Origin of the sequence: Crystallibacter permensis (assembly GCF_025960875.1) — a bacterium.
GTDB lineage: Bacteria > Actinomycetota > Actinomycetes > Actinomycetales > Micrococcaceae > Crystallibacter > Crystallibacter permensis.
Genome location: NZ_JAODLR010000004.1, coordinates 93,329 through 110,037, shown reverse-complemented (window position 1 = coordinate 110,037; position 16,709 = coordinate 93,329). Strand labels below are relative to the sequence as shown.

Here is a 16,709-nt window from a genome sequence, read left to right as displayed (position 1 = left end):
TTGCACGAGAGCCGGTGTACCGGCAGGAACGTTCTCGCGGGAACTGGCAGTTGTGAGAACCTGTTGCCATGGCCAATTCGCGTTCGGGTGACTCCATGCTGGAGCGGTTTGTGCGCATCCTCAGCGCCTTCGACGCCACCCGGTCCTCCATGAGCGTGGCCACGCTGTCGCGGCGTGCCGAGGTGCCGCTGGCCACCACCTATCGGCTGGTGGACGAAATGGCCCGTCATGAACTGCTGAGCCGGGAGCCGTCGGGGGAGGTCCGGCTCGGGCTGCGGCTGTGGGAGCTGGCCAACCGCAGCTCGCCGGCGGTCGACCTGCGCCAGGCGGCCATGCCGTTTATGGAGGACATCCAGTCCGTGGTCCGCCAGCACACCCAGCTGGCGGTGCTCAAAGACGATGAAGTGCTGATCATCGAGCGGCTTTCGAGCAGGGGATCGGTAGTGAACCAGGCCAAAATCGCCGGCCGGATGCCGGTACACCGTACGGCGATGGGCATGGTGCTGCTGGCCTATGCGCCCAACCATGTGCAGGAGTCATATCTCGCCCGACACCCGGAAGCAGTGGCCGTGGTGGACGCGGTTTCCTTCGACTTCCGCCGGCATCTGGCGGACATCCGCAAGCGGGGCTATGCCTCCTTCGACGGGCGGGTCGACACCGACACTACCGGCCTGGCTGTTCCCGTTTTGGGCAAGCATGGGCAGGCGATCGCCGCGATCGGCGTGGTGCTGCCGATGGGCCTCGAGAACCTGACCGCGATCGTTCCGGTGCTGATGGCCGGGGCCCGTGGCATCGCCCGTGCCGTGGGGGAGCTGCCGGCGTCGTCGTCGTAATTCTCATTCAATGCGAACAGGGGCGCGGGAACGCTGTCGCCGCAGTCACACTGGTTCAAGACGTGCCCCACATTCCTCGAGGAGATTCTCTATGGCTGCCAATGCTCAGATCATCAAGACCCAGGTCGGGATTGTCGGCGGCGGCCCGGCCGGCCTGCTGCTCTCGCACCTGCTTGCGAAGAGCGGCGTCGAGAACATCGTGGTTGAATCCCGCGACCACGACACGATCACCCACACCCATCGCGCAGGCATCCTTGAGGCAGGCTCGGTCAAGCTCCTCACCGATACCGGCGTGGACGGCCGCGTGCTGACCGAGGGTGATGAGCACGCCGGCATCGACCTGCGGTTCAACGGCGAGTCGCACCCGCTGGACTTCCGCGATCTGGTTGACGCCACCGTCACCCTCTACGCGCAGAACGAGGTCTTCGTCGATCTGGCGGCGGCCCGCAAGCGCGACGGCGGCGACGTACGTTACGAATCCGCGGTCGCCGAGGTGTTTGACCTGGAGACCGGGACCCCGAAGTTCCGTTTCGCTGACAAGGACGGCGCCGCGTTCGAGGTCCATTGCGACATCCTCGTGGGCGCGGACGGCTCACGCAGCTTCTGCCGCCGCGCCGTTCCCGGTACCCAGGACTACAAGACCGAATACCCCTTCGCCTGGTTCGGCATCCTCACCGAAGCACCGAAGAGCGCGCCGGAACTGATCTACGCCAACTCCCCGCACGGCTTCGCGCTGATCTCCCAGCGGAGCGAGACCGTCCAGCGCATGTACTTCCAGTGCAGCCCGGACGAGGACGTCAACCAGTGGAGCGATGACCGGATCTGGACCGAACTGCAGAAGCGCGTGGACGGACCGGACGGCTTCGAGCTGAAGACCGGCCCGATCTTCGACAAGACGGTGCTGGGCTTCCGCTCCTTCGTCCGCGAACCGCTGAGCCACGGGCGCATGTTCCTGGTCGGCGACGCCGGGCACACCGTTCCGCCGACGGGCGCCAAGGGCCTGAACCTCGCGCTGGCCGACGTGAAGGTCCTCTTCGAGGCGATCGACTCCTTCTACTCCACGAAGGATGACGCCTTGCTGCAGGGGTACTCGGACCTGGCGCTCAAGCGCGTCTGGAAGGCGCAGAACTTCTCCTACTGGATGACCTCGATGCTGCACACCTCGCCGAACGCCGACGCGTTTACGCTCAAGCGCGCGCTCGGGGAGCTGGAGACCGTGACCAGCTCGCGCTATGGGCAGCAGTACGTTGCCGAGTCCTACACGGGCTGGCCGCACAGCTAACCGACACCACTGAAACACTCCAGGAAAGGAGCGAGACCATGACAGCAAATACCGACGAGACGTTCGACGAGAGCCACGTGATCGAAAATGACAGCGCCGTGATTGATTCCGACGCAGCCGCTGACAGCCAGGACTTCATCACCAACCAGATCAACAAGATCCACGATGAGTACCAGCAGCGCAAGGCCGAGGGTAAGCCGGAGGAAACGCAGCCGCGGATCGACTTCGCCCCGTACCGCAGCTCCGTGCTGCGCCATCCCACCAAGGACCTGCACCACGCGGATCCGGAGACCATCGAACTGTGGTCGCCCGCCTTCGGCCACCGCGATGTGCACGCGCTGGAAGCGGACCTGACCATCCAGCACAACGGCGAGCCCCTCGGTGAGCGCATCGTGGTCCGCGGCAAGGTGCTCGACGGCGCCGGCCGGCCGGTCCGCAACCAGTTGGTGGAAATCTGGCAGGCCAACGCCGCCGGCCGCTACATCCACAAGCGCGACCAGCATCCGGCCCCGATCGATCCGAACTTCACCGGTGTGGGCCGCTGCCTGACCGGCGACGACGGCTCCTATGAGTTCACTACCATCAAGCCGGCACCGTACCCGTGGAAGAACCACCACAATGCGTGGCGCCCGGCGCACATCCACTTCTCGCTGTTCGGCACCGACTTCACCCAGCGCATGATCACGCAGATGTACTTCCCGGGCGATCCGCTCTTCTCCCTGGACCCGATCTACCAGTCCATCACGGACCAGAAGGCCCGCGACCGCCTGGTCGCCACCTACGACCACAATGTCACCAGCCACGAGTGGGCCACCGGCTACACCTGGGACATTGTGCTCTCCGGCAGCAACCGCACCTGGATGGAAGACGAGGACGCAGAGTAATGACGCAGAACTCCACAAAGCTTGTAGCAACCCCCGGCCAGACCATCGGTCCGTTCTACGGTTATGCGCTGCCGTACGAGAAGGACAGCCAGCTGGTCCACCGCGCGCACGCCGGCTCCATCCGGCTGCACGGCGTGGTCTACGACGGCCAGGGCACACCCATCCCGGACGCCCTGCTGGAAATCTGGCAGGCCGACGAAACCGGTGTCATTTCCCGGGAGACCGGCTCGCTGGTGCGCGATGACCATACCTTCACCGGCTTCGGCCGCGTGGCCGTGGACAACGAGGGTCACTACACCTTCACCACGGTCAACCCGGGCGCCACGCAGGAGGGTAAAGCCCCGTTCATCTCGCTGGTGGTTTTCGCCCGCGGCCTGCTGAACAAGCTGCACACCCGCATCTACCTGCCGGAGGACACCGACGCACTGGCCAAGGATCCGCTGCTTTCCTCGTTGCCGGAGGAGCGCCGCAAGACCCTGATCGCCACGCGCGAGGCCAACGGTGACCTGTACTTCGACATCCGCTTGCAGGGTGAAAACGAGACGGTCTTCCTGAGCTACCCGGGAGCATAACTACAGATGAATCCAGCGGACAACGCTGATTTCGGGCTGCTGTCCCCGGCTACGGCCGGGACAGCAGCGTCCCGTTTAACCAGTGATTACCAGTTCATCCAGGCCATGCTCGACGTCGAACTCGAGTGGGTCCGCGTCCTCGCCGATGCGGGCTATATCGACGCCGGCCTCATCCCCGCGGTTGAAGCGGCCTCCACCGCCGGGCAGTACGACGCGGCCTCCGTGGCCGAACGCGCCCAGGGCGGCGGCAACCCGGTCATTCCGTTGCTCGGCGACCTGCGGGCACGGGTGAAGGAGGCCTCACCCGCGGCCGCGGCGGCGATCCACAAGGGCGCCACCAGCCAGGACATCCTGGACAGCGCCCTGCTGCTGATGGCCAACCGCACCCTCGAGGTCATTCTCGCGGACCTCAAGGCCGCCGCTGCGGCACTGGCGCGGCTCGCCGATGCCCACCGCGGCACCGTCACGGTGGCGCGCACACTGACCCAGCACTCGCTGCCCAGCACCTTCGGGCTCAAGGCCGCGAACTGGCTTTCCGGCGTCGGCCAAGCCGGCACCCAGCTGTCCGAGGTGGCCGGCAAGCTGCCGCTGCAGTGGGGCGGCGCCGCCGGAACCATGGCAGCACTGACCGCCGTGGCCGCCAAGGGTCCCCAAAACAACACCGCAAACAACGACGGCGGGGCGCTGGCTTTGGCCGCGCAGCTCGCCGATCGTCTGGGGCTGGCCGACGCGGTTGCGCCGTGGCAGACCAACCGGCTGCCGGTCACCGCGCTGGCCGCAGCCCTGGCCGATGTGCTTGCCGCCGCGGGCAAGGTGGCCAATGACGTGCTGCTGCTCAGCCGCCCCGAATTCGGCGAACTGTCCGAACCCCGGGCGGAGGGGCGCGGGGTCTCCTCGGCGATGCCGCAGAAACAGAACCCGGTGCTTTCCGTCCTGATCCGCAGCGCAGCGCTGGCCGCCCCGGGCCACCTGGCCCAGGTCCAGGCCGCCGCCGCGGGCGCCATCGACGAGCGGCCGGACGGTTCCTGGCATGTGGAGTGGCAGGCCCTGCGCCAGCTGCTGCGCCTGGCCGGGGGAGCGGCGGCCAAACTGGCCGAACTCGCGGACGGCCTGATGGTGCACGCGGACCGGATGCAGGAGAACCTGGCCATCACCGGTCCGCTGGTGGTGAGCGAGAAGATCATGGCCACCGTCGCCCCGCTGCTGGACGACGGCGCGGCCGGATCGGGCAAGCCCAAGGTGCAGGCACTGGTCAACGAGTCCCTCTCCGGCGGGACGCCGTTCGCGCAGCTGCTGCGCGGTGCCGTGCCGCAGGACAAGCTGTCCGATGCGGACCTGCAGGCGCTGCTGGACCCGGCCGGCTATCTGGGCCAAAGCGACGAACTGATCACCCGGATCATTGAACATTTTTCAGATTGGAGCCAAGCATGACCATTCCCCAGATCACCCCCACCCTGCTGTCCGAGGGCCGCGGCAAGCCGGTCCTGATCGCGGGCGCCGGGCTCGGCACCGGCACGAAAGCCCTGTGGATCGACGCCGTGCCGTTCCTGGATGACTTCCAAGTAGTCGGCGTGGACCTGCCCGGCCACGGTGCCAGCCCTGCCTCCACCGAAACCTTCACCGTGGCCGGGCTCGCTTCCGGCGTCGTTAATGCGGTGGAGAAGCTGCGTGAGGCCGGCGACATCGCCGCGGACCAGAAGATCTATTACGCCGGCGTCTCGCTGGGCGGCGCCCTGGGGCTGCAGCTGGGCCTGGACTATCCGGAGTTCTTCGCCGGCATCGGCGTCATCTGCTCGGGCGCCAAGATCGGCGAACCGCAGGCCTGGCTGGACCGCGCGGAGACCGTCCGGGCCTCCGGCACGCCCACCATGGTGACCGGATCGGCGCAGCGCTGGTTCGCCCCGGGCTTCATCGAGAAGAACGCCGAAGCCACCACCCGGCTGCTGCACACCCTGCAGGACGCAGACCGCTTTGCCTACGCGCACTGCTGCGAGGCGTTGGCTGATTTCGACGTGCGCGAGCAGCTGGGCGAAATCTTCACCCCGGTGCTGGCGATCGCCGGGGGCCAGGACGAGGTCTGCCCGCCGCCCTTCGCCGAAGCAACGGCGGCCGGCGTACGAAACGGCCGTGCCGCCGTCGTCGATTCGGCAGCCCACCAGGCACCGCTGGAGGCACCGGAGGAAACGGGCAAACTGCTGCGCGAATTCTTCCTCGCCGGCTAGCACTGAACGCAAACCACCTGAAGAGACCATCACCAAGCAGACAAGGAGCACCACCGGTGAGCGAGACAACCCCGACATTCGATCCGGCCCAGACCCAGCAGGACGTGTACGACGGCGGCATGAAGGTACGCCGCGAAGTGCTCGGCGATGCACACGTGGACCGGGCCAACAGCTCGATCGATGAATTCACCCAGGAGTTCCAGGAACTGATCACGCGTTACGCGTGGGGGACCATCTGGACCCGCGAGGGGCTGCCGCGGACCACGCGCAGCGCCATCACGCTGACCGCGATGATTGCCAACGGTTACTGGGAGGAGCTGGCCATGCACGTACGGGCCGCACTCACCAATGGCATGACCCGGGACGAGATCAAGGAAGTCATCCTCCAGTCCTCCATTTACTGCAGTGTTCCCGCCGCCAATGTCGCGTTCAAGGTGGCCCAGGGCGTGTTCGCCACCCTTGACGAGGATCCCGCGAAGTAGCTATAGTTCATATCACGTACATCTGTTCGTTCAGCGAACACTTACTCCCGGTGTTCAGCCGGCGGACAGAGGCGAGAACTTTTCAGCACCTCATCCGGGCCGGCCGCACAACCTGCGAAAGGTTGCGTGGCCGGGACCGGGACTGAATCCGCGCCCCGAGCAAAGGGCCGCGGTCTAAGGAGCCCGTAGTGAACCAGGCGTACCTCTATGACGCTATCCGTACCCCCTTCGGCAAATTCGGCGGTGGCTTGGCAGGCGTGCGGCCTGACGATCTGGCCGCCGAGGTAGTCAAGGCATCCGTGTCGCGGGCACCCGGCCTGGACCCGGAGCGCATTGACGAAGTGATCTTCGGCAACGCCAACGGCGCCGGCGAGGAAAACCGCAACGTGGCCCGCATGGCTACCCTTCTGGCAGGCCTGCCCACCTCCATCCCGGGCACTACCGTGAACCGTCTCTGCGGCTCCAGCCTGGACGCGGCCATCATGGCTTCCCGCCAGATCAACGCCGGTGAAGCCGACGTCACGCTGATCGGCGGCGTCGAGTCCATGAGCCGGGCCCCCTGGGTGCTGCCGAAGACCGCCAAGCCTTACCCGGCCGGCGACATGACGCTGGCGTCCACCACGCTCGGCTGGCGCCTGGTGAACAAGAACATGCCCAAGGAGTGGACCGTCTCCCTGGGCGAGGCCACCGAGCAGCTGCGCGAACGGCACGGCATCAGCCGCGAACGCCAGGACGAATTTGCTGCCGCCTCGCACAAGTTGGCCGACGCCGCCTGGAACGAGGGCAAGTACGAGAACCTCGTGGTCACCGTCCCCGGCACCTACCTCACCCGGGACGAGAGCATCCGCCCCACTAGCACACCGGACGTCCTGGCCGGTCTGAAGACCGTGTTCCGCCCGGTCGGCGACGGCCCCGAGGGCGGCACCGTGACCGCCGGCAACGCCTCACCGCTTAACGACGGCGCCTCCGCGGCGCTGCTGGGCAGCGAAGCCGGCGCCGAGGTGCTCGGCATGGAACCGCTGGCCCGCATCGCCGGCCGCGGCGCCGCTGCCTTGGAACCGCAGTTCTTCGGGTTCGCGCCGGTCGAGGCCGCCAATCAGGCCCTAAAGCGCGCCGGCATCAGCTGGGGCGACGTTGCCGCCGTCGAACTCAATGAGGCTTTCGCCGCGCAGTCGCTGGCCTGCATCGACGCCTGGGACATCGAGCCGGCGATCGTCAACGCCTGGGGCGGCGCCGTGGCGATCGGCCACCCGCTGGGCGCCTCCGGCATCCGCATTCTCGGCACCCTGGCCCGCCGTTTGCAGGCCAGCGGCCAGCGCTGGGGCGTGGCCGCAATCTGCATCGGCGTGGGCCAGGGCCTCGCCGTCGTGCTTGAAAACGTCAACGCCAAGTAAGTAATTAGGAGAGGCTTGAGCATGCTCAACATTGCACAAACAGCCCAGGAAGCGGTGGCGGGCGTTCATGACGGCGCCACCGTGCTGATCGGCGGCTTCGGCAATGCCGGCCAGCCCATGGAGCTGATCGACGCGCTGCTCGAATGCGGTGCGAAGGACCTGACCGTGGTCAACAACAACGCGGGACAGGCCGACGCCGGTCTGGCGCTGCTGATCAAGGAGCGCCGGGTCAAGAAGATCATCTGCTCCTTCCCGCGGCAGTCCGATTCCTGGCACTTCGACACCGCCTACCGGGCCGGCGAGATCGAGCTGGAACTGGTACCGCAGGGCAACCTGGCCGAGCGCATCCGCGCCGCCGGCGCCGGCATCGGCGGTTTCTTCACGCCCACCGGCTACGGCACCATGCTGGCCGAGGGCAAGGAAACCCGCGAGATCGACGGCCGGGGCTATGTCTACGAGACGCCGATCCACGCTGACTTCGCGCTGATCAAGGCCCTGAAGTCGGACAAGACCGGCAACCTGGTCTACCGCAAGACCGCCCGCAACTTCGGCCCCATCATGGCCGCCGCCGCCAAGAAGTCCATCGTGCAGGTTTCCGAGATTGTGGAAACCGGGCAGCTGGATCCCGAGGTGGTCGTCACCCCGGGCATCTACGTGGACACCGTCGTCAAGATTGCGGCGCCCGCAACCGCCGCGGCAGAACAGAAGGTAAGCAAGTGAGCGAGAAAATCGGCCGCGACGAGCTGGCCCAACTTGTAGCCAAGGACATCAAACCCGGATCCTTCGTGAACCTGGGCATCGGCCAGCCGACGCTGGTCTCGAACTACCTGACCCCGGAGCAGGACATCACCCTGCACACCGAGAACGGCATGCTGGGCATGGGCCCGGTGGCCCAGGGCGACGAGATCGATGAAGACCTGATCAACGCGGGCAAGATTCCGGTCACGGAACTGCCCGGGGCGTCCTACTTCCACCACGCTGACTCGTTCGCCATCATGCGCGGCGGCCACCTGGATGTCTGCGTGCTCGGGGCCTTCCAGGTCTCCGCCACCGGCGACCTGGCCAACTGGCACACCGGTGCCCCGGACGCCATTCCGGCCGTGGGCGGGGCCATGGATCTGGCCACCGGTGCCAAGGACGTCTACGTGATGATGTCCCTGTTCACCAAGGACGGCCAGTCCAAGCTGGTTCCGGAATGCACCTACCCGGTGACGGGTGTGAACTGCGTGACCCGCATATACACTAATGAGGCTGTATTCCTGATTACGAAGGACGGCGTCCGCGTGCGCGAAACCTTCGGTACCACCATCGAGGAACTGCAGGCCAAGATGGAAGTGAAGCTGCTTCCGGCCGAATAACCGCAACTGACCTGCGCATTGCGCAGTAGGGAATGATGACCGAGACCAAACTGCCGGGCGACCAGTTCGTCCAGTCGCTCGCCCGCGGCCTTGCCGTGATCCGTGCTTTCGACGCCGATCACATCAGCATGACCCTCAGTGAGGTCTCCAAACGAACGGGACTGACCCGCGCCACGGCCCGCCGTTTCCTGCACACCCTGGTTGACCTGGGGTACGTGCGGACGGACGGGCGGGTCTTCGAATTGACGGCCCTGGTGCTGCAGCTCGGATACTCCTACCTGGCCGGGCAGTCCCTTCCCCAATTGGTGCAGCCACTGCTCGAAGAGCTCTCCGAGGAACTGCACGAATCCACCTCGGCCTCAATTCTCGACGGCGACGACATCGTCTACATCGCACGCATCCACACCCGGCGGATCATGACGGTGGGCATCACGGTGGGCACGCGGTTCCCGGCCTACGCCACGTCCATGGGACGGGTGCTGCTCGCCGGGCTGCCGGCCGACCAGCTGGACGAATACCTGTCCCATGCGGAACTCAAACCGCTCACTCCGCGGACCATCAGCGATCCCGAGCGGCTCCGCACCGAACTGGATAAGGTCCGCGGGCAGGGCTGGGCGTTGGTGGACCAAGAGCTCGAAAACGGCCTGCGTTCCGTGGCCGTCCCGATCCTGCAGCCGGACGGCACGGTGGTGGCCGCGCTGAACATGTCCATGCAGGCCTCGCTGGCCGACGGCACGGACCTGGACCAGGCCGTCTTCGAGGCGCTGCCCAAACTCCAGGCCGTTTCCGCCAAGATCACCGACGCCCTGCGCGCCCAGCACTAGTTTTCTGCCGGCAGTTTTCTACCGGCTGTGGAATCCTCTAGGCCGAGGAGTTCCTGTTCGAATAGCTCCTGACTACTCACGTGCGGAGTGTGGATGGGTGCTCAGCCAAATGGTGTACCAAATGATGGCGCGACTCCTCCGGCCACATCGGCGTCGTCCTCGGCCCTCACGGCCCCTTCTACAGCTGCGACATGAACACACCGAGGTGCCAACGCGTTGGCACCTAAGACTCTAGGTTCCGGTGACACAACTGGCCTTCATATGACGTCGTATGCACTGACGCTGAGGGCAGGTTGTTGACTATCCAGGTCGCTGCATTCATCCGGGCAAAGTAAAGGTGGCAACGGTGTCCGATTTCAGCTTTTTGGCGTGGTTCATTCCGGCATTGACCGGCTCCTCCGTACTCACCGGCGTACTCGTTCAATTTATGATTCATCGCACTCGCCGACATATCACTCAGAACATCGTTGACCTCGCCGAGGCAGCTGTGAAAGTGGGTGATCGGGAAGTGCTTGGGCAAGTTGCTCAACTCATCAGCAGGGAGACTGTGGCTCAATCGCCTAGACGCATCAACAGACGCAGGCGCTACGAGGCTGCAGCTATTGTTCTGGTTGTCACGATCTCCTTAGCAGTGGGTCTCATAGTAGGCGGATCCATGTATGTCGATGAGGTCTTGAAGGCAGGAACGATGAGATCCGAACAGGCAGACTCGATCATGACAGGCGGGCTCACAGCTTTACTTATTACTGTGGCAGCGGCCTACGCATTTTTTGAGTACGCAAGGCTCAAGCATTCAGCCGGGGAAGATGTAGAGGCCGGAAGCATAGGCTCCGTAGTCACAGAACCCCTACGTTCATAGATAACGATGACGTTGGTTGTCGGTGAGCTCGGGCACGGCGAGCAAGCCCAGGGCTGTGAGATGCTCACGAAACTCAGTATGCTCACTGAGGCTCATTGGAGGGTGCCTTGAGGAATCCATTCCGTCCCAAGGCGAGTGCAACGCCGTCGGTCGTCATCGGCCAAACCGCGTCTTCTAGACGAATTCGCCTATGGACTGAGCCTCGGCTCCGGCATCCTGGTCTGCTGACTATCTCTACCGGCGCCAGGGGAGTGGGTGAGACCGTGATGCTTGGAGAAGCCGAGGAGATGGCCCGCGGAGCAGCAATGAATCGTGATTTCGGAGGTCGCGACCGATGGGTTTATGCATCCGATCGGTGAATCCTTGCGGCAGCATCAGGGCGCAATCTGGACTTCCAGTGCGGGCAACTACCGCGTTAAACACGTCGATGCGGCCTGATCGATCCGCAGGTCATGGGAGGATTTGCTTTGCCATCCCTGGTTTGCGTGAGCACCTGAAAAGCTACGGTCGGTGCATTGCGCTTTCGGCGGTGCTCGCGGCATGGTGCTGCTGCCTGTTATCTTTTTGTTATATTGGCTGTCTATGCCTGAACTGACCAGACAAGCCGCCGAAACCGGGGGAGAGCAGCCCGCTGCCGAGCCGCAGCGGCGCAAATTCCTGCCCGAAGTCCAGGCCCTGCGCGCCCTCGCCGTGCTCCTCGTGGTGATTTACCACCTGCAGCCCGGCTGGCTTCCCGGCGGGTTTGTCGGGGTCGATGTCTTCTTCGTCATCTCCGGTTTCCTGATCACAGGGCACATGCTGCGCGAAGTCCAGCGGACGGGCAAGCTCTCGCTGTCCGCGTTCTGGGCCGCCCGGGCCCGGCGCATCCTGCCGGCCGCCCTGGTGACCATTGCCGCAGTCTGTCTGGCCACCTTCCTGCTGAGCCCTGCAACCCAGTGGGGCAGGATCGGTTCGCAGGCGCTGGCCTCCACGTTCTACACGCAGAACTGGGTGCTCGCCGCCGACTCCACCGACTACATGGCGGCCGGCAACAGCGCCACGCCGCTGCAGCACTTCTGGTCCCTGGCGGTGGAGGAACAGTTCTACCTGTTCTGGCCGCTGCTGATGCTCCTCGCCGTGGCGCTCGGCCGGCGCTGGCGGGTCAAACGCGGGCAGCAACTGCCTGCCGTGGTGCCGGTCTTCGCCGTCGTGGCGGCGGCGTCGTTGGTCTTCAGTATCTGGTTTACGGCCACCGGCAATCCGGCAGCGTACTTCATCACCCCCACCAGAATCTGGGAGCTCGCTCTCGGCGGCGTGCTCGCCGCGACCTTGACCTACACAGACCGCTGGCTGCGCACCCGCAAGGTCCTGGCGCTGGCCGGAGCAGCCGCCATTCTCACCGCTGCCCTGGCCTTCAGCGGCGCTACGCCCTTCCCTGGTGCCGCCGCGCTGCTGCCCGTGCTCGGGACCATGGCCGTCATCGCCGCCGGCCGCACCACCGGCACCGCGTCGCTGCACACCGTCATCGACCGCAGGCCCGTGCAGTGGCTGGGGAACGTCTCCTACTCCCTCTACCTCTGGCACTGGCCGCTGGTGGTGTACTACCGTACCCTCGCGGACCGGCCGCCGGGCCCGTGGGAGAGCCTGCTCCTGCTGGTTGCCTCGCTGGGACTGGCGGCGGCGAGTTACTACTTCATCGAGACCCCGGTCCGTAAAGCCGGCTGGCTGTCGGCGCATCCGTGGCGTCCGATCGGCGCCGGCATTGTGGCCATGGGGCTGATCGGGACGCTCGCGCTGGCCCCGGGACAACAGCGCGAGCAACTGGTAGCCGAGCGCGCGGTGCAGACGCAGCAGTTGCTGGACGCCCCGCCGTCGCAATTCGGCGCGAAGGCGATGGATGCCAGCGCCGACAAGAGCTTCGCCGGCGCGAACGAAGCCATCGTGCCGGATCCGAACAAGGCCGTGGAGGACGAGTTCGACTTCGGCGACTGCGTGGCGCAGCAGCGCGACGCCAAGACGCCGGAATGCGAATTCGACTACCGCAAGAACGACGGCGGACCCACCGTTGCGCTGGTGGGAGACTCGCATGCGGGGCAGTGGGCGCCCGCACTGGACGTTCTGGCCAAGGAACGTGGCTGGAACCTGGTCACCTACATCCACAACTCGTGCCCGTTCACGCCGGAGCGGAGGGTGCTCGAAGCCGAGGGCAAATCCGTCTGCACCGAACCCAACAGGCAGACCTTGGAGCGGCTGGTCGACCGGGGAGGCGTGGACGCGGTCATCACGTCCTACTTCTCTTCCTCGGTCTTCGAGGACACCGACACCGGCCATCGCCCCGGGGTTGCAGGCATGGCCGGGTACTGGAACACGCTGGCCGACGCCGGCATCGATGTCTATCCGATCGTGGATACGCCGGCACCACGGCCGGGAGCGGACCCGAGGGACTGCGTGGACCTGCACTATGGCGAGCCCGAGCGCTGCAGCCAGCCGCGGACCGAGGGCTTCGACGGCAAGGACATCACCCGCGAGGCAGCAGCCCTGGCGCCGCGGGCCCGGGTGGTCGACCTCTCGGACAAGTTCTGCGGCGCGGATTCCTGCCCGATGGTCATCGGCAACGTCATGCTCTACCGGGACTTCAACCACGTCACCCGGACCTACATGCTGACACTGGTGGACCGGCTGGGGGAGGAGCTCGCGGCCGCCAAGGCGGAGTAAAACCTAAGCGGAAAAATGCCGCGTTCATGTCGGGTGCACCGTTTGTTTACCTGGGCATGACTGACTTAGCACCCATGGAGACCAAACAGGCGGAAGGAAAAGTACGCAAGTTCCTGCCCGAAATCCAGGCCCTGCGGGCGTTGGCAGTCCTGATGGTGGTGGCCTATCACCTTGAGCCGCGGTGGCTGCCCGGCGGGTTTGTCGGCGTCGACGTTTTCTTCGTCATTTCCGGTTTCCTGATTACCGGACACATGCTGCGCGAGGTGGCGAAGACCGGCACCATCTCGCTGCGCCACTTCTGGGCTGCACGTATCCGGCGCATCTTGCCCGCCGCGCTGCTCACCGTCGTCGTTGTCCTGGTGGTCACGCTGATGATTGCTCCGATGACGCAGTGGCCGCAGATCGGCATCCAGGCGCTGGCCTCGACGTTCTATGTGCAGAACTGGGCCTTGGCCTCCAACTCCGTGGACTACCTGGCCGCCACGGAGTCCGCCACCGCCCTGCAGCACTTCTGGTCCCTGGCTGTGGAGGAGCAGTTCTATGTGTTCTGGCCGCTGCTGGTCCTGCTGGCGGCCTACCTGGTCCGCAAGGCCAACGCGCGTCTGCACACCGGCGGGCAGTTGCGCCGGGCGGGTTACTCGGTCACCCGCTGCGCGGGCCTGCTCTTCGCGCTGGTCACCGCGGCCTCGCTGGTCTTCGGGATCTGGTACACCGCAGGCGGCAGCCCGGCTGCCTACTTCATAACGCCCACCCGGATCTGGGAACTCGGGCTGGGCGGGTTGCTGGCACTCACCCTGACCTATACGGACCGCTTGCCCCACCTGCGCAGCCTCCTGGCTGCCGCGGGCCTGGCCTCGATCCTGGCAGCGGCCTTCCTGCTGGACGGTGCAACGCCCTTCCCCGGCACCGCCGCATTGCTCCCGGTCCTGGGCACTATGGCGATCATTGCCGCCGGCCGCACCGGCGGAGAGCTGTCGCTGCACCGGCTGGTGGACCTGACGCCGGTGCAATGGACCGGCAACATCTCCTACTCCCTCTACCTGTGGCACTGGCCGCTGATCGTCTTTTACAAAACCTTGGCCGAAAAAGAGCCGGGCCCCGTGCCCAGCCTGCTGCTGCTGGCCGCCTCCTTCGGCCTGGCCGCGCTGAGTTACTACTATGTGGAAACCCCTGTACGCCGGTTCGGTTGGCTGAATGCCCAGGCTTGGCGCCCGCTGGGCGCCGGCGCCGTTGCCACTGCCCTGGTCGGTACGCTGGCTTTCGTGCCCGGCAACCAGCAGGAGCGGATCCTGGCGGAACGAGCAGTCCAGGCATCGGCGCTGCTGGCCGCACCTCCGGAGGACTTCGGAGCAGAGGCAATGTCGCCGGCAGCGGACCGCGCGTTCGCCGCTGAGTCCGATGTAATCGTGCCGGACCCCAGTCTGGCGAGGGAAGATAATTTCGACGTCGGCGACTGCGCCTCGCTGGCATCGGATCCGGACACGAAGGAATGCGAATTCGGGGACGAGGATGCGGAGAAGACCGTGGCGCTGGTTGGGGACTCGCACGCCGCGCAATGGCTTGCCGCGCTGGAGCCGGTTGCCGGGAAGCAGGACTGGCGGCTGGTGACGTACCTGCACAACTCGTGCCCCTTCACCACGGAGATGCGGGTGGCCGAACGTGACGAGGACCTGCAGTGCACCGAGCCGAACCGCGAAACCCTGGACCGGATCATCGACAGGGGAGACGTGGACGCCGTCGTGACCTCCTACTACGCCAACGTGAACTTCGTGGATTCCGGTACCGGACACCGCCCGGGCGCTGCCGGCTTTGCCGAGAACTGGAACGCGCTGGCCGACGCCGGAATCGAGGTCTATCCCCTGATGGATACGCCGCGGCCGCGCGAAGGGGCCTTAGCGCCGGACTGTGTCTCGCAGTCCTATGACGAACCGCAGGAGTGCGGCCAGCCACGCAGCGAAGGGTTCGACGGCCAGGACCTCACTCGGGAAGCCGCGGAACTGGCACCGCGGGCGCGGGTGCTGGACCTCTCGGACGCCTTCTGCGGCGTGGATGCCTGCCCGGCCGTGATCGGCAACGTGCTGCTCTACGCGGACAAGAACCACATCACCAGGACTTACATGAACACACTGGCGCCGCGGCTTGAGGAAGAGCTGCTGGCAGCCATGGAGGAGGCGCAGTGAACGTGCGGTCAGCAGCTTCCTTAATCTCTGATAGACTATTACCCGATTGTTTTGTGTGGCAGTGGATGAAGGCCGTTCCAAAGTTTCCGCAGGTTGGGATTCTGGGGTGGAGCCTGTTTCCGGTCCGCGGGGTTCTTGCGCGGTGAATGCCACACCTTTGCATGCCTACGGTCGTTTCAATCCGCAGTAGGCGTGGAGACGACTGGAAAGTGCCTGGCCTCGCAAAAGTGGCGGGGCAAAGCCTAGATAAACGGAGATCACGTAAGTGCCTACGATTAACCAGCTGGTCCGCAAGGGCCGCACACCCAAGGTCAATAAGACCAAGGCGCCCGCGCTCAAGGGCAGCCCCATGAAGCGCGGCGTCTGCACCCGCGTTTACACCACCACCCCGAAGAAGCCGAACTCCGCTCTTCGTAAGGTAGCCCGTGTCCGCCTCAACGGTGGCATCGAAGTTACCGCCTACATCCCCGGTGTAGGCCACAACCTGCAGGAACACTCCATCGTGCTCGTTCGCGGCGGCCGTGTTAAGGACCTGCCGGGTGTCCGTTACAAGATCGTCCGTGGTGCACTCGACACCCAGGGCGTGAAGAACCGCAAGCAGGCTCGTAGCCGCTACGGCGCGAAGATGGAGAAGAAGTAATATGCCCCGCAAGGGTCCGGCCCCCAAGCGGCCGCTAGTTGTAGATCCCGTCCACGGTTCCCCCATGGTTACCCAGCTGATCAACAAGGTTCTGGTTGACGGCAAGAAGTCCACCGCGGAGCGCATCGTTTACGGTGCCCTTGATGGTGTCCAGACCAAGACCGGCGGCGATCCCGTTGCCGCTCTGAAGAAGGCCTTGGACAATGTCCGGCCGACCCTCGAGGTCCGCTCCCGCCGTGTCGGTGGCGCCACGTACCAGGTTCCCGTTGAGGTCAAGCCGGGCCGCGCCACGGCTCTGGCCCTGCGCTGGCTGGTTGGTTACTCCAAGGCCCGCCGCGAGAAGACCATGACCGAGCGTCTCATGAACGAGATTCTGGACGCCTCGAACGGTCTCGGTGCCGCTGTGAAGCGTCGCGAAGACACTCACAAGATGGCCGAGTCCAACAAGGCCTTCGCCCACTACCGCTGGTAAAAAACCTTTACCG

Annotated in this window: 16 protein-coding genes; all 16 read left to right on the top strand. The window is 65.4% G+C overall.

Going from position 1 to position 16,709, the window contains the following annotated elements; genetic code table 11:
- Positions 1-68 precede the first annotated feature (68 nt).
- The 16 genes from B0G38_RS06370 (at position 69) to rpsG (ending at position 16,696) form a co-directional block, all read left to right on the top strand.
- The gene (locus B0G38_RS06370) at positions 69-833 is read left to right on the top strand and encodes an IclR family transcriptional regulator (RefSeq protein WP_264668655.1); all 765 of its coding nucleotides are present in this window, start codon (positions 69-71) and stop codon (positions 831-833) included.
- 91 nt (positions 834-924) lie between these two features.
- Positions 925-2,115 (top strand): 4-hydroxybenzoate 3-monooxygenase, encoded by a 1,191-nt coding sequence (locus tag B0G38_RS06365; protein ID WP_264668654.1) that lies wholly within the window; start codon positions 925-927, stop codon positions 2,113-2,115.
- Between the two features lie 38 nt (positions 2,116-2,153).
- Positions 2,154-2,999 carry a protocatechuate 3,4-dioxygenase subunit beta gene (gene pcaH, locus B0G38_RS06360; RefSeq protein ID WP_264668653.1) on the top strand — a complete coding sequence of 282 codons (846 nt, stop codon included), beginning with the start codon at positions 2,154-2,156 and terminating at the stop codon, positions 2,997-2,999.
- On the top strand, positions 2,999-3,571 hold the full coding sequence (gene pcaG, locus B0G38_RS06355) for a protocatechuate 3,4-dioxygenase subunit alpha (RefSeq protein ID WP_264668652.1): 573 nt from the start codon (positions 2,999-3,001) through the stop codon (positions 3,569-3,571). The genes pcaH and pcaG overlap by 1 nt, the downstream gene beginning before the upstream one ends.
- 6 nt (positions 3,572-3,577) lie before the next feature.
- Positions 3,578-5,002 (top strand): lyase family protein, encoded by a 1,425-nt coding sequence (locus tag B0G38_RS06350; protein ID WP_264668651.1) that lies wholly within the window; start codon positions 3,578-3,580, stop codon positions 5,000-5,002.
- Entirely contained in the window at positions 4,999-5,793 is a 795-nt protein-coding gene (locus tag B0G38_RS06345; RefSeq protein WP_264668650.1) for an alpha/beta hydrolase, read from the top strand. Before B0G38_RS06350 ends, B0G38_RS06345 begins: the two co-directional genes overlap by 4 nt.
- A gap of 56 nt (positions 5,794-5,849) precedes the next feature.
- A complete protein-coding gene (gene pcaC, locus B0G38_RS06340; RefSeq protein ID WP_264668649.1) occupies positions 5,850-6,275 on the top strand; it encodes a 4-carboxymuconolactone decarboxylase in 426 nt (141 codons plus the stop codon).
- 188 nt (positions 6,276-6,463) lie between these two features.
- A complete protein-coding gene (locus B0G38_RS06335) occupies positions 6,464-7,669 on the top strand; it encodes a thiolase family protein (RefSeq protein ID WP_264668648.1) in 1,206 nt (401 codons plus the stop codon).
- Positions 7,670-7,690: 21 nt separating this feature from the next.
- Entirely contained in the window at positions 7,691-8,389 is a 699-nt protein-coding gene (locus tag B0G38_RS06330; RefSeq protein WP_264668647.1) for a 3-oxoacid CoA-transferase subunit A, read from the top strand.
- The gene (locus tag B0G38_RS06325; RefSeq protein WP_074701277.1) at positions 8,386-9,027 is read left to right on the top strand and encodes a 3-oxoacid CoA-transferase subunit B; all 642 of its coding nucleotides are present in this window, start codon (positions 8,386-8,388) and stop codon (positions 9,025-9,027) included. The genes B0G38_RS06330 and B0G38_RS06325 overlap by 4 nt, the downstream gene beginning before the upstream one ends.
- Positions 9,028-9,062: 35 nt before the next feature.
- A complete protein-coding gene (locus tag B0G38_RS06320) occupies positions 9,063-9,851 on the top strand; it encodes an IclR family transcriptional regulator domain-containing protein (RefSeq protein WP_264668646.1) in 789 nt (262 codons plus the stop codon).
- A 346-nt stretch (positions 9,852-10,197) separates the two neighbouring features.
- Positions 10,198-10,710: a hypothetical protein gene (locus B0G38_RS06315; RefSeq protein WP_264668645.1), complete on the top strand. Its 513-nt coding sequence runs from the start codon at positions 10,198-10,200 to the stop codon at positions 10,708-10,710.
- Between the two features lie 582 nt (positions 10,711-11,292).
- Positions 11,293-13,404, top strand: a complete 2,112-nt coding sequence (locus tag B0G38_RS06310) for an acyltransferase family protein (protein ID WP_264668644.1) — start codon at positions 11,293-11,295, stop codon at positions 13,402-13,404.
- 56 nt (positions 13,405-13,460) lie between these two features.
- Positions 13,461-15,584: an acyltransferase family protein gene (locus B0G38_RS06305; RefSeq protein ID WP_264668643.1), complete on the top strand. Its 2,124-nt coding sequence runs from the start codon at positions 13,461-13,463 to the stop codon at positions 15,582-15,584.
- A gap of 265 nt (positions 15,585-15,849) precedes the next feature.
- Positions 15,850-16,224 carry a 30S ribosomal protein S12 gene (gene rpsL, locus B0G38_RS06300; RefSeq protein WP_264668642.1) on the top strand — a complete coding sequence of 125 codons (375 nt, stop codon included), beginning with the start codon at positions 15,850-15,852 and terminating at the stop codon, positions 16,222-16,224.
- Between the two features lies 1 nt (position 16,225).
- On the top strand, positions 16,226-16,696 hold the full coding sequence (gene rpsG, locus B0G38_RS06295) for a 30S ribosomal protein S7 (RefSeq protein WP_264668641.1): 471 nt from the start codon (positions 16,226-16,228) through the stop codon (positions 16,694-16,696).
- The last annotated feature ends 13 nt before the right edge of the window (positions 16,697-16,709 follow it).